The organism is Dictyobacter sp. Z7_2 (assembly GCF_057551105.1).
The window spans coordinates 335,432-354,419 of record NZ_BAAJPE010000001.1 but is presented as its reverse complement, the minus strand read 5'-3'; the positions used below and the strand labels follow the sequence as shown (position 1 = coordinate 354,419).

Sequence of the window (18,988 nt, the reverse complement as noted above, 5' to 3'; positions counted from 1 at the left end):
ATGCCTCATATTTCTTCTGACCATCCACAAGAATTAGTAGACATCAGCGCTGAAACCACTGTTCGTCCCCGTCCAGGCTGGATTGAGATGATTGTTGGTTTTCTGGTCCTGGCGATCATCGCGTACGGAGGAGGCTCGCAGCTCTGGCGGCTCGGTCTCGATCCCGTACTTTATGGCCTGATCTTCACTGCGCTTTCCGGTATCGCTGGTATCGCCGGGTTTGCGGCTGCCGTGGTGCTGAGGATTCGTTCTCTTAGCGCTTTTGGTATCCGCCGGGTTTCATGGCGATGGATTTTCATCGCGGTTGGGGCAGGAATAGTCGCCTTCATACTCAAAGTATTAGCCACGATAGCCTACACCTCCATTACCGGTGACAACACGAATATCCAGGATGTGTATGCTCAAGGTGGCGGCGGCGGGTTACTATCCCTGGTTCTAGCTACGGTGTTTTTAGCTCTCCTCACGCCACTTGGTGAGGAACTCCTCTTTCGGGGTGTCATCGCCACCGCCCTGCTGCGCTACGGCTGGTTTATCGGGGTAGTAGGGAGTGCTCTGATCTTCGCCTTCGCCCATGGCACCAACATCGTCTTTCCTACAGCGCTCATCATCGGTCTCATCAACGGCGAGTTACGACGTCGTAGCGGATCAGTCTGGCCCGGTATTGTCACTCATGCGGTCGTCAATCTGCCCACGGTCGTAATAATGGTGGCCACCGGTGTGCGCTGACGGCCTGTTGTAGATATGCATAAACCAAAGGACAAGTTGTAGGAACCTACCAGGTTCTATTAAGGGTAGGCGAAGATCTTCGCCTACCCTTAATATCCAATGAAAAGTAAGGTAAAGGAATTGCGCTCTTTGGGAGAAGACTTCTACCTAATAGAGTGCACCCTATGAATGCAGGGGGGGCGCCGCTTTTTTGATAAAACGAGAAAGCTCTGGGAAGCGAACCAGAGCTTTCTCGTTGACGTTGCGTGGTGTATCGAGCCGTAGATTTAGAAGAACTCGCTGATCTGATTATACACGTCCTTAATATTCTGTGGCGTTCCTGCATATTCCTGCCCACCAGTCGTATTGGCGATCTGCGTCAGCGCGTTTGTATTCGCGTCGCTCCCATATGCGATGGTGAAGACTTTGACGCCGTTGCCAGCGTTAATCCCTTCAGGGCGAATCTGATCCAGTAGTTGGTTCAAGCTGGTGGAACTGGCTGTGTCATCTCCATCGGTCAGGACAACAACGGCTTTGATGTGTTTGGAGGAGACGGCTTTGACGGCTTTGACCTCGTTAGCGATGGTATCGTAGAGTTTGGTTGAACCCGTGGCTGTAATGCTGTTGATCTGGTTCACCACTGTGCTGCGTTTGGGCTCCAAAAGATCAATTGGTGTGAGTTGCTGCTCTTGATCACTGAAGGTTGTGAGTCCTAGTTGATCATTATTACTCATCAGATTTACAAATTCACGTAGTCCGCTTTTGGCTCCATCGATCTTGGTACTGTTGCCGATGGTGCCATTCATACTTCCGGAACGATCAAGTACAAGATCGACATCGACAGGTCGCCGCAGGTTGAGCCAGTTATTTTTAACTGTTTGCGCGATATTTGCGCTTGGTACCTGTAAGAGCGTTTGTGGCTGTGAGAGATCAACACCATGAGCACTATCGAGAGGTGCACCCAGTTTTACGGCAGCGTTGGCCGGGCGGAAGCCTTGCTGTTCAGCCTCTATTTGCTGCGGTGCTGCGAGCAGAAAGTTGCGGAACGCGGTGGCAGCAGCCTCCTTTGCTGGTGTCATCCAGCTGGCATGTTGCAGAATTGTGTATGGATGATCGCTATAAAATGTTCCCTCTTTGGGATAGATGGCGACCACTGGCGAGGGTAATTTGGGATATTGTCCTGGTGTATTGGCTTCGACGACCAGATTCTCATACATGATGGCTGCGCTGAGATAAGCCGGGCCGTTTGTAAACATTTCGTTGGCGAAGAAGCCAGTGCTATCACCATAATGGATCACGGAACTTTCAACATTTGAGACCAGGGAGGTGGCAGCGGCACTATTGATGTCGGCGTCAGTGAGATTACGTGTCTTATTCACAGCCGCATAATTCATCGCAATTACCGCGTCCAATCCTGAATTGGAACTTTCAGGATTTGTATGACCAAACTTAAACGCACCAAACTCTGGATGTCCATAATCTGCCCATCCATTGATGTCGGTGCTTAACTTTGAGATATCTGCCCAGCCGATGGCTTTTTGTGGCCAGCCTAGAGCTTCAGCCTGGGATTTCCATATGGCTATCACGATAGGGCTTTTCACCAATGACGGATTATTGTTGGCTCCAGTATCGATCAGGGTTGTAGCATGTTTCGTCTGCCATTGCATATTCATCAATGAGATCCAGATCGTACCGGCTGGACTCCAGACGTCGGGTTGAAGCGTGCCGTCTAGAATCTGCTGCATCGACTGCCCTGATCCGTAAGGCGTGGCTACTACCTTGATTGTGCCGTCACAGGCTGAGATATGCTGCTGATTAAATGCAGATACGACCTGTTTCATCCAGGTTTCCTTCTCGCTGCTATACGCGACGTTGAGCGTCACTGGATTATTGCTGTGCGACTGGCATTGAATTGTTGTTCCGCCAGCCGCCTCCTGTGTTGCCGTCCCCTGTTTGTTTGCTGGCGTCTCGCTGCTGGAACTACATGCTGTCAAAATGGACAGTAACAGTAAGGTACTCCAGATCCAGTTGGGCCACCCCCATCCTTGTCGTTTGGATATCATAGCTCTATCTCGCATCGCTTTATTCCGCTTTCTTTTTCAGCTTGTTGATGGCATCAATCAATGGTTGGCATGCTCTGATAGCGATTGAGCCACTGAGTTAATAGTTCATCTACGACAGAACCGGCTGGTGGCTGCGCCTCGTTTAATATATCCGTTGGAATCTTGAAATTTGCAGGCTGATTCAAAAAAGGGTTGTTGCTGATCTTATCCTGTGTCGAGACCTGTGTACTGACTGGCCGGAAACCATTGAGTACCGCCTGGCGCTGTGCTTGCGGTGAGAGCAGGAAATCCCGGAATAATTTTGCAGCATCCTGTTGTTCTGTACTTGCCCAGCTTCCCTGTAAAATAGCAAAAGGATGGTCGCTGAGAATGGTGACCTTCGGATAGATTGGTTGGAGTCTTCCCCACTGCGCTTGTACTCCCTGATTGTTGGTCAAAATCAAATTTTCATAGATGGGGATGATATCATAGGCGGCTGGACCTTCCTGGAGGACCGAGTGTGTCAAGTAAGTGCCGCTACTCGCGCCAAATGTTTGTACCGCCCCTTCAAGATCGGAGAAAAAGTTCAAAAAATTCGCGTTCTGTATCTGTGAAACGGTGAGATTTCTTTGCATAGCATAATAAGAGTAGGCTTGTAATGTGATACTTAAGAGGCCACTATTTGATTGATCGGGTCGTGTTTGTCCAAGCTTTACCGGCCCCCATGCGCTATTTCCACCGGGAATGTCTCCCCAGCTATTCAAAAGGATGGCTTTGTGTATGGTTGTCCAATCGATGGTCCCATATTTGTTTTTGAGAATTTGAGCTCGATTTTCCCAGATACCAAAGACAAGTGGGCTGAAGACAAGTGATTTCACTTTGTAGTCACCGGAGGAGAAAAGCAGGCCTTGCGTGTGCTTTTGGCTCCAATCAGTTGTTAACTGGTTGAGTTCCAGAAAACTGGCCGGGCTCCACGCGACCGGCATTGGCTTGAGGCTCTCTGATACAATCTGATTCTTTGCGTCGACCGAACCCAGCCCCGTGGCTACGATTTGGACCTGTTTGCCATTGACTCTTGGTGGTGAACTCTGCTGGTTAAAATCCTTGATCGCTTGCTGAATCCATTGTTCTTTTTCGGTGCTATAGATAAAGTTGACGGTGATGGTTCCCGTGGCTTTATTTTCCGTATCTCTCAGGTGAGAGGCATAGTAAGCAGCTCCGGCTCCTCCCAGCACGACAAGGCCAGCAACCGTACCAGCTCCGATCAGCAGAGAACGCCGTGAGATGCCTGGAGTCCGGGATGGTGTGCCAGGCACCTGTTGCGGAGGCGCTTGTGGTGGTGCGCCAGCGCCATACGAAGAGATCTGTGTGGCTTGCGCTGATTGCGTAAATGGTGTTGCCGTTTGTCCTGACTGATGCTGGATCATATTGGTGGGGCCGGAGGCGGAAAATAGAGGAAATTGCGTGCCAGATGTTGTGGTGCCGGCAATGCCGCTAGCTATGATCGCTTGATACATATCGAGAGCGGATTGATAACGGTCCTCAGGCTTGATCATCATCGCTTTTACTATGATCGTTTCGGCGGCAGAGGAGAGTTGTCCGTTGATTTGTCGTGGTGGTACAAAGATTTGCGGGCTGATACTGCGGGCAGGTGCATCAGCGGGGACCTCTTTGGTCAGCAAATCATAGAGAGTTGCGCCGAGGGCATAGATATCAGATCGACCATCGCTCTGCCCACGCCCATACTGTTCCAGAGGAGCGTATCCACGTGAGCCAAGCAGCGTCGTGTCTTTTGTCCCGGTGGCTTTAAAGACACGTGCGATCCCAAAATCGATCAACTTGATTTGCCCATCGGTTGTCAACATCACATTGGATGGTTTCATATCTCGAAAGATGATAGGGGGCTGATGGGTATGTAGATAGTGCAATACCATGCACAATTGGAGTGCCCATTCCATCACCATGCGTTCATGGAGGGGTCCACCAGCTTCATCCTGGAGCGTCTCCAGCGTCTTTCCCTGTACAAAATCCATCACCAGATAGGCTTTATTTTCCTCTTCAAAAAAGTCACTCACATGCGGCAGATTTTGATGGTGAAGATCAACCAGGAGCCTGGCTTCATTTCGGAAATCGTTGATGGCCTGAGCACGTTGTTGGGGCGAGATAGAGGCATCACTCATTTCTTTGACTGCAACGGTATGCCTGGATTGAAAATGTTCATCGGTTGCTTTATAGACTGCGCCAAATCCTCCGCGTCCAACCAATTCCACAATGTGATATCGACCACTAAGCACGTTACCTGCCAGTAGCGCCCCTGTTTGTCGGCGCGTTGTGCTACCACTTGTACTCAGTACTGTAGGCGTATTTCCCGTTCCCTGTATCGTAGGATAATGAGTTGGCTGACCAGTCAGTGTATAGCCACAATTCGAGCAAAAACTATCACCTGGTGCATTGGTTACACCGCAATTGCCACATATTTGTGGACTCCCTGCGTGCATCATGTCCTCTTTTTCTCACAGCGCTAAAATTATATCTCTCATGGTTCGTCTATTCCGCTTTGTAGATAGTGCTGCATCTGCATTATCATCCAGTAATGTTATCCCACTGTTAATAAAAGATAGATGCAGTGTTAACAATGATCAAGAAAGCTCTTCCGGGTGATGTAACCTGTGATATCATCGCCTGGAAAAACCATGGAACAAGAACAAATAGCACCAATTTTAGCCACGAAATTGTATTTTCCCCGGCTTCGACACCCCCAACCACAGCCACTGACATCAGTCGCGTGATACAGGAACCAATCCTCAGTTCCATCTTCAGAGGGAACCCATTGAAAACTTCCTGTTAATGTAATCTAGTTCGGGAGCCCAGACATCTCCACTATAGGTACCCGTAGAAGGCGCTATCCAGACATTGACAGGAGCCATACTACCCAGGCCGGTGATGGTTGGCGTTTTGATGTATTTTGAGCAGCAGAACCGCTTTCTTTATCAAACTTCCAGTAGCCTGCTAACCCACTGGTGTCGGCATGAACTTTGCTCAGGGGCGAAAAAGATAGAGAAGAAACAAGTAGAAGTGCCAGTAGACTCATAGTCAAAAATAATCGACGATGTTCTCCATTCCTTGGAGACATCTGCTCCGTTTTGCTTTGGGAGGCCTGCAGGAAGCGGTCAAGCGAAGCGAAGACCGTGTAGCGTCGCACGCTTGCGTGCGATGTCCCAGGAAATCGTACGATCAGGCCCGCCAGCGTGGTGCACCGAGAGCCAGCTCTCTCGTACGTCGAGTGGGACATCGCACGCAAGCGTGCGACGCTACGGTGTCCTCGCTTCGCTTGACCTTGAAAGCTGGAAGTCAGAGCAGAAAAGTGGGGCATATGACCCATGTGACGAGAGCGGGTTGTATGTAAATATAGGGATGCATCAGATCCATATGGAGGAATCTGGGCATTAAACGGAGAGAGAAAGGGGTTGGTTACCTATGATAGGTAGGCTTCCACGTAATGCCTTCTGGCAAGTTGGCGTTTTTCGCATCACGATCGCAGTCAGCATCCTTTTTTTTGTACTGACAATCATTGCCATGCAGCTCTATCCAGGAGGAACGATCGCCGACCCTCACGTGCATGGCTATTCCTTCTTCTTCAACTTCTTTAGCGATCTCGGTCGAGCGGTGACCCCCAATGGACAGTCCAATCTGCCCGCAAGAATCCTTTTTACAACCGCACTCAGCACTGGCTCACTGGGAGTGGCACTCTTCTTTGTAGCTATGACGCAATTTTTCCCCACTCCAGGCCGCACGCAGGTACTCAGTCGCCTGTCAGCAATCTGTAGCCTCGTGACATGTATCAGCTTCATTGGGGTTGCACTGATGCCAGTAGATCTCGTGCCACAGATCCATTACGCCTTTCTGAATGCAGCTCTGATAGCCTTTCTCCTCACCTTTCTTCTTCTCTTCAGCGCAGTCCTCCTCACACCGGGCTTTCCTCACGAAGTTGTCTGGATCTTCAGCGGCTTTGCTATCCTGCTGGTAACATACAGCCTCCTGCTCCTGATACTGCTCTTTTTCGGACCAGATCGAGACTCAATGGCGTGGGAGGTAATCCAGGCAACTGGACAGAAAATCATCGTCTACGCCTCGATCCTTACCGCACTCATCCAGGCTTTTAATATGCAACGCCTTCGCATATAACGGCACCCTGGACGCGACTTTATTGGACGCTGATATGCCGAGGCTGATACTGTCGGGAGCACAGGCGGCGCTGTTTGAGGAGGTGAGAGCGTTGCTGCCGAAGGTGAGGAAGATGGAGGTGGTGCATCACAGATTGGGAAGGGATGGAGATGTGAATGAGTTATTTTACTCGTACATACGTTAGTGCCAGATCCCTTTCCCAGTCTGCTCCTTCTCGTGACATTTCGCCCTGACTTTGCATCTTGTTGCTATTATCTTCTATGGTCAAGGTGGCCCGCTGAGAAAAACTGGGCTCGTCTCGCCACCACTTGAGTTGATTGCCTGTCATAGTTACGTCGTATTTTCTTGAGATGCCACGTTCATCAAAGTAAAGCATAAAATATGTTTTTGCTATATCGTCGCTACCAAAAACAGCGACACCGTCAGGAATGTTGGGGTCGTCAACCTCTGAATGCATGATCAAGAAAGCGCCGTCTTCAAGCCAATCAAAAGTTGTACGGCCATGCAAAGTTGTACCGGGAAGGTAAGGATGAGACCCGGTAGCTTGCCATTCGCCTACCAAAACTTTAAAGGGTTCAAGCGCTGGGTTGAGGATGAATGCTTTGCTTCCGATTTTTTTATCCATGTTATTGATTATAATCAGGATGGCCCGAAAGTCAAGTCCGTTTTTGAGCATATGTAAGATAAAGATCAACTATACGAGAAATTTGCTTATTGCCTTGTTAATCAGACACTATCGATTGTTTTTGGGTGTGAAGAGCGTACTCTTCTGTTCTGTTAGAGTAGAGACAAAACTTTTTCTGGTAATGGGACAATGGGACGCTGTTGCGCGGTCGGTGATTCGACCTCGCTCCAGCGTCCGACTTGCTTACGCCGTTGTGCACATCTTCCCGTTGAGTGCAAAAGATGTGGGTACAGCATTGCTCCCATTCCAGGAGCCGTTAAAGCCCGGAGAGGAACTCAGTGTGCCACCAGCCGGGATAGTCCCGTTGTATGACGCATTGCTGATGGTGACGGCGCTGCCGCTCTGGGTGTAGCTCCCATTCCAGAGCTGAGTGATCGTTTGACCGTTGGGGAACGAGAATTGTAAGCTCCAGTTGTTAATCGGTGTGGTACCCGTGTTGGTGATGGTAAGATTGGCGCCAAAGCCACCCTGCCACTGGTTGGTGATCGCGTAATGCACGCTACAACTGGCCCCGGAAACGGGTGTGGGAGTGATCCCTTGAGTGGGAGTGGGAGTTGGCGTGGTGCCTTGTGTTGGCGTCGGTGTGGGAGTAATCCCGGTTCCTGGTGAGAAAACTACCGTCGTCAGCGAATAGGGTGCGATGGTCACGCTAGAGGAAGATCCGGATGTTGAGGTAATTCCACTACCGTTCGTCCCATAAGTGTACACCGTCGTAGTCGGGCTGGCTGTATACCCTGTGAGCCCAAGCGAGACCGTGTAGCTGTTGCTGGGATCTTTGTTGACGAGCAGAACCGCCAGCTTACCATTCGCCTGTTTCACCGTGTGGACAGCTACCAGACTCTGGCTTGACGAGGACGCGACCATGGTGTCCCCAACCTGACCCAGATGGGTAGCTAGCATCTGGAGAGCGTAATACGGTGGAAAAGGAGTTTCCGCCGCTGGCTCGCAGGATGAGCCGCTGCAAGAGGCACTTGAGACCAAATCATCATGGGTTTCCCACCAATCGATGTTCGCCACGCCATTCTCCAGCATGGTCATGTAGGTATCGGCCAGGAACAGTCCATCAAACCAGGCTGTCGCGCGTTGGTCGGGATCGAGAGGCCCTCCATTGGTTTCCGTGATCATGATCTGGATGGAGCTTGCTCGCGAACCACAATACTGATTGATCTTGGAGCGCATCGCTGAGACCATCGTCGGGATCTGGCTGGTAGATGTCAGGACATTTGCCTCCGATACTCCTCCACCATTCGGATACCAGTGGACGATCACGAAGTCAGCGGCGGAGCAGGCCAGCGGCAGAACAGTATCGTTCCAGGGCTGTGGAGATGAACTGCTGGTAATCCCATCGGGCCAATTCCCTGGTGTCGTCACTACGAGGCCAACCTTGATACTGGGATCAACCGCTTTCATGGCTTGACTGTAAGCCACAGCACGATTGGCATAGGTGGTCGGCCCCAATGTATTATGGTCAAATTCCCAACTGGTGCCATAGGTTCCATTACCGTAGATCTCGTTGCCGATCTCCCAGTATTTGATACCGTAGGTGTGACCAGTGCTGCTTCCTCCTGAATAGGTTGGTACCGGTCCGTTGTAGCCAGATCCGCCCTTGTTGGCATACTGAACCCAGCCAGCGGCTTCTTGCGGCGTGCCTGCTCCATAGTCGACCGTAATCATTGGCTGGGTGTTAACCTGTTGGGCCAGATGCATGAAGGCGTCAAATGTATTACTGGGATTAGCATAGCTGGTTTCAGTTGTATTGGACTGCCAGTGGTAGCCATCGGAGAGAGAGCCACCGGGATAGCGCATGATCCCGGCCCCGGTCGCGCTCAGGAGACCAGGTAATGTCGGATCAAGTAGAAGGCTATCCCAGGCGGCCTGGTTTACGCCATAGGCCGGTGCAGGAATCTTTCCCAGGCTGCTATTGGCGTTCACGCTGACACTCACACCCGTTGCCGCTATGGTGTGCTGCACGAAGATCGGAAACAGGATTGCGACACCTGTCAATAGACAGACGAGAAGCATTCTTACGGCTGTACTTGTGGAGAATGGCCGAAAAAACCATTTCATTTGTGTGAAACCTCCTTGTTAATCTGGCATCATCGATGTGGCTTTGAATATGAAGAGAGTTCTCTTCATTTCTCTGGTGAATAGGGCGCTGTTGCTGCTACTAACTTCGCTTCAACGCCGGCTTGTTTACGCTGTTGTGCACGCCCTCCCGTTGAGTGCAAAAGATGTAGGTACCGCATTGCTGCCATTCCAGGTGCCGTTGAAGCCAAAATTAGTGTTGCCTCCTGGAGCAATCGTGGCATTGTAGGAAACGTTGGCCACAGAGACCGATGCCCCGGACTGCGTAAGAGTGCCGTTCCAAAGCTGGGTGATCGTTTGCCCATTAGCAAAAGTCCAGGTCAGGGTCCAGTCGTTGATGTTTGTGGTTCCTGTATTGTTAATCGTCACGCTGGTTCCAAAGCCACCAGTCCACTGATTGGTGATTGTGTAGTGAACTGAGCAAGCTTGTTCCCCTGTGACTGGCGTCGGCGTCACCGTTGGAGTGGTTGTGGGTGTCGCGGTCGGCGTTATGACCGGAGTTGGGGTTGGGGTGACAGTCGAGCCAGGAGTGACTGTTAGCAAGCGCGAGGCATGCGTATTGAGTGTCGCGCTGAAACTGTTCGTGATGGTGCCCAGATTCGTATGGCTCCAGAGATCGCGCACGCTGGCCGATCCACTGAAACCCAGGCTACTCCAATTGACGCTCACCGTCGCCGTTGAACCGCCCAGATTGAATAGTCCTACGGTATAGGAGCCATCACCATTATTGGCAAACCAGACCTGCTGCGAACTTGCTTGAGAGATCGGATGCGCCTGATGACCTGCTTGATCTACAGCGATGACCTCTGTATTGGTAAGTAACGAAAGGCCATAACTGTCCAGTGAGGTGAGATTATCTCCAATCGAGAGAGGAGCAGATTCGATAGACCAGAGGGTCATATATGTCTGGCGCTCGTCGTTGCTTAGACCATCCCGTGAGCCGTTGCCCACATCCAACGAATCAAGATCATTCCAACCTCCGGGCTTCCCATCTCCCACCCAGCGTGGCGCGTCGTTAATGCGGGACAAAACACTATTCCAGGTGACGAGCGTGGAACAATAGCACTCGACATCCCCATCAATGCGCCAGCCGTTGCTATTCTGTTGCCAGGTACCCACATTATTGACATCCAGGTTGTTTGAGAGGCTAAAGTAGATATTGCGTCCAGATTGTTTCAAGGCGGTAGACCATGCCTGGATATCAGAAATGTCTGAGTCACCCACTCCATCTATCTTGAGAAAATCAACCCCCCAGGATGCAAACTCGTTGGCCCACGAGTTAATAAATGCCTGGGCTCCTGGTTTACTATAATTAATGTAGTACATCGAGCTGTTGCCATAATTGTAATTGACCTCGTGCTTGCTTGTATCAGCGATATCAGCCGCATGATAGCTGGTTCCCTGGATTGGCGTATTCTGATTGACCGCAGCAACCGGAATTCCTGGCGTCAGGTAGATGCCAAATTTCAGGCCCAGGTTGTGCACATAGCTGGCTGTGGTTGCAATGCCGTCAGGAAAGCGGCTCGTGTCCGTCGCCCAGCGTCCATATTGATCCACGGTAGTGGTGGGATTGAGATACCAGAAATCGTCCAGGTTGATATAGGAATACCCATATGACTTGAGCGTGCTTGCCATTGCCTGAGCCTGGGTCTTGATTGTTGCCTCGGATGGGGTACTGCGAATGCTGCTCCAACTGCTCCAGCCCATCAAAGGTGTTTGAGCGAGGCCATTGTTCTCCAGGGGGAGTGCCACGCTGGCATGGACGCTGTTTGCATTAACGAGCATCAGCGCTGACGAAAAAATAAAGATGAGCAAGATCGGGATAACATAGTAATACCGGATACGGTGCATAAAAACTTCTTGTTTTGATCTTTTCTGCATAAAAAGCCTCCATCTCGTTTATGCCAGGGCCATATAAAGGCCCTTGATACCCAACAGGTAGAGCCACAAAGCCAGCGCGTGCTCAGGAAGGGAGAGCACACGGTGACCGATAAAACGATTAGACGACGCTACAAACTGCTCCGTTCAGGGTGAAGGCGGTCGGTGAGCCATTACTGCCGGTCCACAAGCCGTTGAAGCCAGGAGCAGAAGAGAGCGTCTGCCCTGGTGCGATGGAGCCATTGTAGGAGGTATTGGTGATGGTGACTGCGCTGCCACTTTGGGTCACCGTGCCGTTCCAGTGCTGGGTAATTGTTTGCCCATTGGGGAACGAGAAGTTCAGACTCCAACCATTGATAGCGGTCGAGCTGGTGTTGGTGATGGTCAGACTGGCTCCAAAGCCTCCCTGCCACTGATTGATGATGACATAGTGGACACTACAACTGGCACCTGAGACAGGTGTCGATGTGGGCGTTGGTGTTGGGGTAGCCCCTTGCGTTGGTGTTGGCGTGACACCCTGCGTTGGTGTTGGGGTAATGCCTCGCGTGGGTGTTGGTGTTGGCGTGGGAGTGCTACCATAACCAGCGGACACAATGTTGGCCTGTACAGCATCATCGGTGGCATCGGAGGGATAGCCAGCCACGATGGCTCCTTCGTAGAAGGTACCCAGGCTCAGGTTATTGTTGGTGGCACAACAGTCACCTCCACTGCCCAGAACGATAGCTCCCTGCTGCTTCATCGGGTTGTATCCGTTGGGTAACGATCCTTTATACATCGTGGTCAGGCTGCCCGATTGCGCGTTCCCGCCCTTGATCGCCATTTGGGTTGTGCCGTTGTTTTTGAGCATGGCAGTGACGTAACGGTCAGGAAATGCGCGCTGATTAGAGTTCCAGGAGCTGCTTCCACCGGGGAACAGTCCCCATTCGAGGTCGGCCTGCACCCAGGGACCGTTTCCAGTGCATCCACCGAACCAGCAACTGGTACCAAAGTAGATCGCATCCATCGCGCCAGCCGTGTCGGCTTTGCGGTCAGTCTCGCTATTGCCATAGTCGAAGCAGCAGCCACTGTTGACGTGCGTCCCGCTGGTTACCATGTAGGCACCCTGTGGAGCGCTCCCTTTCGGCATGCCTGATGAGGAGCCATTGTGCCAGTAGCTGTTGCCGGGATTAATATAAAGTGAGTAGACCTTGTTCCCAGCCACTGTCAGTGACTCAGATGTCGCGCTCGCCGGGGTGTCATTGCCGCCGGCCCCGCCAGGTCCCTGGTAGGCAAGGTCGTTGCCATGCCCGGACTGATCGTAGATGATCGTGATTGTGCAGGTTGTGCCAGTACAGAAGGAAACCTGCGCCGCAGCGTTGGCGTATCCACCAGCCGACAAGACTCCGACGTTGAGATACGCTTTATCTGATGCCCGTTGCACCTGGTACAGGTTGCCGTTGTAGGCTGAGAAAAGTGCACGTATTGTGCTATGAGCGGCAACACATGGCGTGCCGCCAGATGCATAGATGTCACATGGCTGTTGAAGCGCCGCCTGCGCTGGTGTGCGAGAAGCTATAAACATGCTGGAAATACTCCCCACCACAATCATGAGTGCCAGTAGAAGTCTCCACCTACGAGAGCATAAATATTGAGCGTATGTGGATAATTGTTTCACACCCCTGTGTCCTTTCAAATAGACCATCTCATAGAGATCGTGCTCCACAAACATGGACAAACAAAGGAGACATCGCGTGCTTTCCCGTCCACTCAGGAAGGAAAGCACGCGATGTCTTCCCTCTCGGATTAGACGACGCTACAAGTTGCTCCATTTAAGGTGAAAGCGGTTGGTGGTGAGTTGGTCCCATTCCAGGTTCCATTAAAGCCAGGGGACGAATTTAAGGTTCCACCCGCTGGAATAGAGCCGTTATAGGAGGTATTGGTGATGGTGACTGCACTGCCACTCTGGGTCACCGTGCCATTCCAGAGTTGGGAGATCGTTTGCCCATTGGGGAACGAGAAGTTCAGGCTCCAGCCATTAATGGCCGTTGAACTGGTATTGGTAATGGTTAGACTGGCTCCAAAGCCTCCCTGCCACTGATTGGTGATGGCATAGTGGACACTACAACTGGCACCGGAAACGGGTGTCGATGTGGGCGTAGGCGTTGGGGTAGCCCCTTGCGTTGGTGTTGGGGTTGGTGTGACACCCTGCGTTGGTGTTGGGGTTGGTGTGGCTCCGCCTGTACCGTTGAGCACATAGGTGATCAGTGAGCGAGCAGGAATGGTCGTGCTGAAGGCACCGTTATTGACAGAGGTAGCGGCTTGCTGAGCTGCGTGGCTGGAATTATTGGTCAGATAGGGCGTCACCGTTGCGCCATTTGCCACTGCCAGATTTTGCAAGGAGTAGGAGGCTGTTGTCGCGTTGTTGGCGGTGTTGAGCACTACAATAGATGTCGTTCCATCGGTATTTTTGTACGCACTTACTTGCAAGTTATTGTCTCCCGAGCTGGCTCCAATGCGAACAGCGCCGGGATGAATAAAGCGGCTGTAGTTGGCAAAAGCCCATAGACGACCTGTTGGAACAACATTTGAGCCATTGAACTGGACCAGTTGCTCGTTATCGGAGCCGTTAGAAGCGCCCCACCAGTAAAGAAATGCGCTCAGATTTGCTGAGGTCAGACCAGTGGAAATGTTCTGTGCCCAGGTCAAACCGGAAGCGTCACTGCCATCATCCCAGGCCGCATCAAAATTGTCGAAGGTAGACCACTCGGTCTCCCAGGCATGATGACTCCCCAATCCAGTAATCTGGAATGTCGGGCCGCCGGCATACCCGTGGCTGGAGAAGATGCTGAATGAAGAATTGGCGGCAGAGTTATTTTCGAGCGCGCTGGCATAGCTTTGCGCCGAGCTCCAGCCAAGCACATCACAACACACAATCTTTGGACTCAGCCCAGAAGAACGGACGGTCGATCCCAGGATGCCAATAAAGTCGGCCGCTTGTGTAGGATTCATGATCATGCTGGAATAACTCGGTGTATAGTTGAGTTCGTTGAAGGCTCCAAGCTCTGTAAGAGGAACACCAGCACTCTGATAATCCTTGGCATACTGAACCAGATAGTTGGCATATGCCTGTCGCCAATCACCGGTGCCACAGCCAGCGGCTCCAGGAGCGCCACAAAGCGTGCCCCCATTGGCCTCACTTCCGTTGGTCTTCATATAGCCTGGGGCACTCCAGGCATCTCCATACAACTGCGTGACCCCATAAATTTTCGCCTGTTGGGACATCCAGATTTGTCCCTCGCTACTGCCATCCCAGCGATAGGTCGGTGTCGCGCCTGGATTTCCTGGGCTGTTGGGTTCGATGGAACTCCCAGAGGTGGAAGGAAGCAGATTGCGCAAAATGTTTAAGCCAGCACCGGTGGTCGGACTGAAGAGCAGATCCAGCACCTGCTTCTGCGCACTAGAGGGCAGGCTTTGCAAACTGCTGGCCTGTCCAAACGCTTCTGAGAATCCAAAGCCATCCATCGTTTGATAGGTGGTTGCCCCATTGATAGTGACAGCTGATGCCGCAGAGGAGCGTTGCTGGAAGAAGCTGACGTTAATGATGACGTTGAGCAATGTGATGCCGATCAGCACAGAGAATACGACTGTGCGTCGTCGATGACGCTGTTTCATCATGTTCCTTTTCCTTCCTTAGAAGAGGCATTATAAACAATGAAAGATGCCTCCTTCTTGCTCACGAGACTTTTAGAAGCAAGAATGCATGGCAAACAGCAGTCTGGTATTGTGCTAAGGTACATGGGAAGAGATCGCGATACCAGAATGCTAGAGAAACAGTTAACAAATATACATAACAAGCCCGTGAGAGCAGCCAGAGGGTGGTGGCGCAAGTTGATAAGGCACGTCCCTATGCTGTAGCTGTTCTTTCTGAGCTACAAGAGGTGATCATCCTGGAATGGATGATAATTCTAGTATAATGCGTGCAGTGTGCATTAGCAATGCATAACTCTTCAGTTTTTTTCACAAAAGCTGCACTTTCATTCTTTAAAAATGAGCATTCGTGCATACCTGAAGTATGATGTAAAATAGAGAGGATCAGGAGCAATGCGGTGCGCCGCGAGCAAGCGGATCATCAGAATTTTTTATTTTCCCCTGAATAAGGATGATGTGCTTATGAACAAAGAATTTGTCAATCAAGAACTCGAAGTAGCCGCAAAAAGAATGCTTATCTACATCACCGGGTCAAAGGATACTTTAAAAGTCCTCTATCTTCAGCCTGATCGTGCCATCTTCTTTGCTGAAAATGCTGGTATCATCTTAAAGGTCTATCTGGACAGCCTACTTCTTCAGCGTGAACATGCTGTCGCTCGAAAAGTCGCGTCAATTGATGTTCCGATTCCCAAACTACTTGGATTTGAAGCTGGCCCGCCTGCTGTTCTGGCAATGAAACACATAAGAGGTCATCCATTATCTTCACGTAATATACTTGCCGCGAAAGAAGCAGGGAAGTATCTTCAGCGCATCCATACTATCGGCGCTCATCCTCCCTTTTCAGGTGGACAGCATCAGTGGGATGCATTTATCTCGTGGTGGAGAAATGAGGAGATAGAGAAGGTAAAAAGATTAGATGTGCTGGAGCACAGGCACATCAGTATATTCCAAAACTATTTTGATAAGCTTCGACCTCTTCTCGTACAGAGACCCGTGGTGTTGTTACATGGTGACCTTCAGACCGCACATATCCTTGTGAATTCACAAACCGAACAGGTTCTTGCATTTCTTGACTTTGCCGACGCTCAACCAGGAGATCCCCTTTTAGATGTCGCTATTGTCACATTGTGGGATCACGAATTGACTGATTTGCTCTTGGAAGGATACGGCAGCATTGACAATAATGAAGAAACTCAGCAAATACTTTCCTTTTATCGCCTTCTGCGTCTGCTTGGTGAAATTCCATGGTTGCTGGAAAGAGGCTTCAATGTATTGGCTGAAAGAGATATTATGGCCCTGCGAGATTCTTTGGAGTTTAGAACAAACTCAAGCACGACACCTCCATCAATAGGTTAATCAACGAGACTTTCTACATCATCGCGCCTGTCAATAGCGGTCCGACTTTCTGACCTTCAGAACGTCGGACCAGGGAGACAAACAAGATGATCTGTGTGGGAGAACATTCCGTTGAGTTTCAAGCCTTATAGCAGCTCCAGCTATATGGGGTATTGAAATCGCTGTACTGAGCGAACGTGCTCGGTGATGTAGGATAGGCCCAGTCACAGGCGCTATTCAAATCAATCCCTACATGCTGGTTGTGGCTGTCGATACAGTGCCAATCATTGACAGTTGTTCCATCCAGGCTGACTCCGCCAATATCGCCAATAGCATGACAGTAGCCAGAGAGGTCCAGTCCGCCGAGATTGGTAAACGTGGGCACATTGGTAAGCGTGACGGTCACGCTGGTTGTCGTTCCTGGCAGCGTTACAGTGCCCTGGCTGTTATTGATGGTCCCGACACTGGTTGCGCTGATATTGTTCTGGAAAATGGGTAGGCTAAAGAGAATATTGCCTGCAGGGGCGTTGCCAGAGAGCGTCAGGGTCACCTGATTTCCTGCTGTACTTACCTGCATGCCGACCCGGTGGTTGTTAGAGATCGGATAGTTGGAAAGCTGAATTGTCTGCCTGTCACGCAGCCATTCGTTTGGTATGCCCCGGCCGATGATCAGCGACCCATCGATTTTCTCGGCGATTAACGAATCGAGTAGCACCTTGCTTGCGTTGGCCTGACCCCACATATGTGGACTAGAACCGGTTCCACTAGTGGCATGGGGGTTGGGCGACCAGGCGGTCGAACCAACACTGGGAATACCTTCCCACCAGGAGAAAGGCGCGCTCATGGTATTGGAGATCATAAACTCGTAGTCATAGATGCCCTCGGAACGATAGCGGCTCCCGCGCAGGCCGGCCGAGCCATAGCCAGCGTTGTAGGCCGTACTGTACCCAGGATATCCGCCATAGGTATGCGGCGGCAACTGGCCCTGCAAGCGACTAAAGCCGTACGCGTAAGTGCTATCGATCAGATCGATCAGCGGACCAGGCTGGCTGCCATTGAACAGATAGCCATCCCAGGCCCAACGGCCAAAGAGAAACATTGAGGCCCAGTTGGCATCATTGGCGGTTCCACAACGATTCGCGCTGTTGGACTGATTAAGCGCACAGGGGATATAATTTAAGCCGTTGGCATTGATCGTCGCGGACGCTTCTGTGTTGATTGAGTTCAACAAGGTCGCATATTCTTTGCTGGCCCAGTTCGCTTCGCTCGTATTTCCCAGGCGTTGGGCGATATAGCCATACGCCAGTAGACCGAGCAACGCCGACTCATCATCCACGGTCCAGTATCCATTAGCATCGATACCATTGGAGGCCATCATAATCCCATTTGGCCCGGTTGCATCTGCCTGAATGGCGTGCGCTTTGGTTTGCAGCATTGCAAAATGTGCACTGACATACTGTGTATTGCCTGTTTTTAGCAAGTAGACAGCCCAGGGCCAGCTGTATTTATAGGTGGAATCGGGATAGGTGCTGGTAAACAGGGTGCTCAAATATGCCTGCGCGTTCGTAAGATCACCCTCATTCATCAGGTTAACCAGGATGCCGATCAAATCATGGTCATAGAGTTGATCGTAGCCATTCTCTCCCACATTTAGATTATTACCATCCTTGACAATGTTCGTATAGATATATCCAGCCTTGTACGCGTTGATCAGACGCGCATCAGGCAACTGGTTCAGGACTGTAATCCCTGCTAGTTTGGTATCCCAGTAGGTCTGCATATGAGTGAAATGGCTATCCCACCCGCCAGCAGCCGTCAGAGCGCTATCGGAGGGCCAGGGATAGGTATTGCCGAATTTGTCGACCGCAATTACATAATCGTGGCTGAGGGTCTGTCCTGCCGCAACTGTGGAACTTACGCTATTGAGCGCCAGCAGGCCACTGGAGGGCGCGGGAGCTTCGGTGTGACTCACTATATCGTGGTTGTAGACCGTCACCCGGCTATAGACTGCCACAAAATTGTTACCGCCAATGGTCACTTCATCGCCAAAGCTGGTAATCGTCACGGTACTGTTATCACGCTCGAACTGCGTAATCAGTGCTGGCAAATACCCATTGGCATTGGTCCACTCCAGTTGTGAAGCGCCCTGAGCGATTCCAAAGCTGGCGGTTATATTCTTGCCAGCGCGAATATCAAAACTTCCATCTTGATGAGCGATCGCGGCATCCTTGTCGCCGTCCCAGCCAATTACTCCCGAGTCAACCTGCGTCACATTTGCCCTGACTGGCGCGGTATGGCTGGCAAAAAAGGTAAACGTTGGCACCAGTAAGGCCAGAAGCATCGCGAGACGTATAGATGTCAATTTGACATGTCGTTCCATTGTTTA

The 18,988-nt window shown here is 51.1% G+C and carries 12 protein-coding genes and 1 pseudogene; 3 read left to right on the top strand and 10 right to left on the bottom strand.

The features are described 5' to 3' along the window. Nucleotides 1-726, top strand: coding sequence for a CPBP family intramembrane glutamic endopeptidase (locus AC27N8_RS01350; RefSeq protein ID WP_487063170.1), 726 nt, complete (start codon nucleotides 1-3; stop codon nucleotides 724-726). Nucleotides 727-992: 266 nt separating this feature from the next. Here the strand turns inward: AC27N8_RS01350 and AC27N8_RS01345 are convergent, their stop codons facing one another. From AC27N8_RS01345 to AC27N8_RS01335, 3 genes are all read right to left on the bottom strand, one after another. Continuing rightward, entirely contained in the window at nucleotides 993-2,768 is a 1,776-nt protein-coding gene (locus AC27N8_RS01345; RefSeq protein WP_487063168.1) for a substrate-binding and vWA domain-containing protein, read from the bottom strand. A 53-nt stretch (nucleotides 2,769-2,821) separates the two neighbouring features. Next, nucleotides 2,822-5,248: a protein kinase domain-containing protein gene (locus AC27N8_RS01340; RefSeq protein WP_487063166.1), complete on the bottom strand. Its 2,427-nt coding sequence runs from the start codon at nucleotides 5,246-5,248 to the stop codon at nucleotides 2,822-2,824. A gap of 401 nt (nucleotides 5,249-5,649) precedes the next feature. Further along, complete coding sequence (locus AC27N8_RS01335) at nucleotides 5,650-6,120, bottom strand: hypothetical protein (RefSeq protein WP_487063164.1); 471 nt, start codon at nucleotides 6,118-6,120, stop codon at nucleotides 5,650-5,652. A 104-nt stretch (nucleotides 6,121-6,224) separates the two neighbouring features. On the opposite strand from AC27N8_RS01335, the gene AC27N8_RS01330 reads away from it, so the two are divergent. Then, nucleotides 6,225-6,932 carry a hypothetical protein gene (locus tag AC27N8_RS01330; protein ID WP_487063162.1) on the top strand — a complete coding sequence of 236 codons (708 nt, stop codon included), beginning with the start codon at nucleotides 6,225-6,227 and terminating at the stop codon, nucleotides 6,930-6,932. Nucleotides 6,933-7,092: 160 nt separating this feature from the next. Here the strand turns inward: AC27N8_RS01330 and AC27N8_RS01325 are convergent, their stop codons facing one another. The 6 genes and pseudogenes from AC27N8_RS01325 to AC27N8_RS01300 all read right to left on the bottom strand — a co-directional run bounded on the left by AC27N8_RS01325 (nucleotide 7,093) and on the right by AC27N8_RS01300 (nucleotide 15,234). Continuing rightward, nucleotides 7,093-7,626 (bottom strand): hypothetical protein, encoded by a 534-nt coding sequence (locus AC27N8_RS01325; protein ID WP_487063160.1) that lies wholly within the window; start codon nucleotides 7,624-7,626, stop codon nucleotides 7,093-7,095. Between the two features lie 174 nt (nucleotides 7,627-7,800). Further along, entirely contained in the window at nucleotides 7,801-9,684 is a 1,884-nt protein-coding gene (locus AC27N8_RS01320) for a cellulose binding domain-containing protein (protein WP_487063158.1), read from the bottom strand. Between the two features lie 126 nt (nucleotides 9,685-9,810). Beyond that, nucleotides 9,811-11,583: a cellulose binding domain-containing protein gene (locus AC27N8_RS01315; RefSeq protein ID WP_487063156.1), complete on the bottom strand. Its 1,773-nt coding sequence runs from the start codon at nucleotides 11,581-11,583 to the stop codon at nucleotides 9,811-9,813. Between the two features lie 118 nt (nucleotides 11,584-11,701). Then, a complete protein-coding gene (locus AC27N8_RS01310; RefSeq protein ID WP_487067886.1) occupies nucleotides 11,702-12,172 on the bottom strand; it encodes a cellulose binding domain-containing protein in 471 nt (156 codons plus the stop codon). Continuing rightward, nucleotides 12,155-13,099, bottom strand: a pseudogene (locus AC27N8_RS01305) (arabinofuranosidase catalytic domain-containing protein); the annotation flags it as partial. The pseudogene AC27N8_RS01305 and the gene AC27N8_RS01310, both read right to left, overlap by 18 nt. Before the next feature lie 263 nt (nucleotides 13,100-13,362). Beyond that, the gene (locus AC27N8_RS01300; RefSeq protein ID WP_487063154.1) at nucleotides 13,363-15,234 is read right to left on the bottom strand and encodes a cellulose binding domain-containing protein; all 1,872 of its coding nucleotides are present in this window, start codon (nucleotides 15,232-15,234) and stop codon (nucleotides 13,363-13,365) included. A 495-nt stretch (nucleotides 15,235-15,729) separates the two neighbouring features. Between AC27N8_RS01300 and AC27N8_RS01295 the strand changes: the two genes are divergently transcribed. Continuing rightward, nucleotides 15,730-16,623 carry a phosphotransferase family protein gene (locus tag AC27N8_RS01295; protein WP_487063152.1) on the top strand — a complete coding sequence of 298 codons (894 nt, stop codon included), beginning with the start codon at nucleotides 15,730-15,732 and terminating at the stop codon, nucleotides 16,621-16,623. A 118-nt stretch (nucleotides 16,624-16,741) separates the two neighbouring features. On the opposite strand, the gene AC27N8_RS01290 is transcribed toward AC27N8_RS01295, so the two are convergent. Continuing rightward, on the bottom strand, nucleotides 16,742-18,982 hold the full coding sequence (locus AC27N8_RS01290) for a discoidin domain-containing protein (protein WP_487063150.1): 2,241 nt from the start codon (nucleotides 18,980-18,982) through the stop codon (nucleotides 16,742-16,744). Nucleotides 18,983-18,988: the final 6 nt, after the last annotated feature.

Coding starts and splice junctions, on each gene's coding strand:
- AC27N8_RS01300 (WP_487063154.1), bottom strand. CDS start 15,234: ATGATGAAACAGCGTCATCGACGACGCACAGTCGTATTCTCTGTGCTG.
- AC27N8_RS01345 (WP_487063168.1), bottom strand. CDS start 2,768: ATGATATCCAAACGACAAGGATGGGGGTGGCCCAACTGGATCTGGAGT.
- AC27N8_RS01315 (WP_487063156.1), bottom strand. CDS start 11,583: ATGCAGAAAAGATCAAAACAAGAAGTTTTTATGCACCGTATCCGGTAT.
- AC27N8_RS01295 (WP_487063152.1), top strand. CDS start 15,730: ATGAACAAAGAATTTGTCAATCAAGAACTCGAAGTAGCCGCAAAAAGA.
- AC27N8_RS01350 (WP_487063170.1), top strand. CDS start 1: ATGCCTCATATTTCTTCTGACCATCCACAAGAATTAGTAGACATCAGC.
- AC27N8_RS01320 (WP_487063158.1), bottom strand. CDS start 9,684: ATGAAATGGTTTTTTCGGCCATTCTCCACAAGTACAGCCGTAAGAATG.
- AC27N8_RS01335 (WP_487063164.1), bottom strand. CDS start 6,120: ATGCCCCACTTTTCTGCTCTGACTTCCAGCTTTCAAGGTCAAGCGAAG.
- AC27N8_RS01330 (WP_487063162.1), top strand. CDS start 6,225: ATGATAGGTAGGCTTCCACGTAATGCCTTCTGGCAAGTTGGCGTTTTT.
- AC27N8_RS01340 (WP_487063166.1), bottom strand. CDS start 5,248: ATGATGCACGCAGGGAGTCCACAAATATGTGGCAATTGCGGTGTAACC.
- AC27N8_RS01290 (WP_487063150.1), bottom strand. CDS start 18,982: ATGGAACGACATGTCAAATTGACATCTATACGTCTCGCGATGCTTCTG.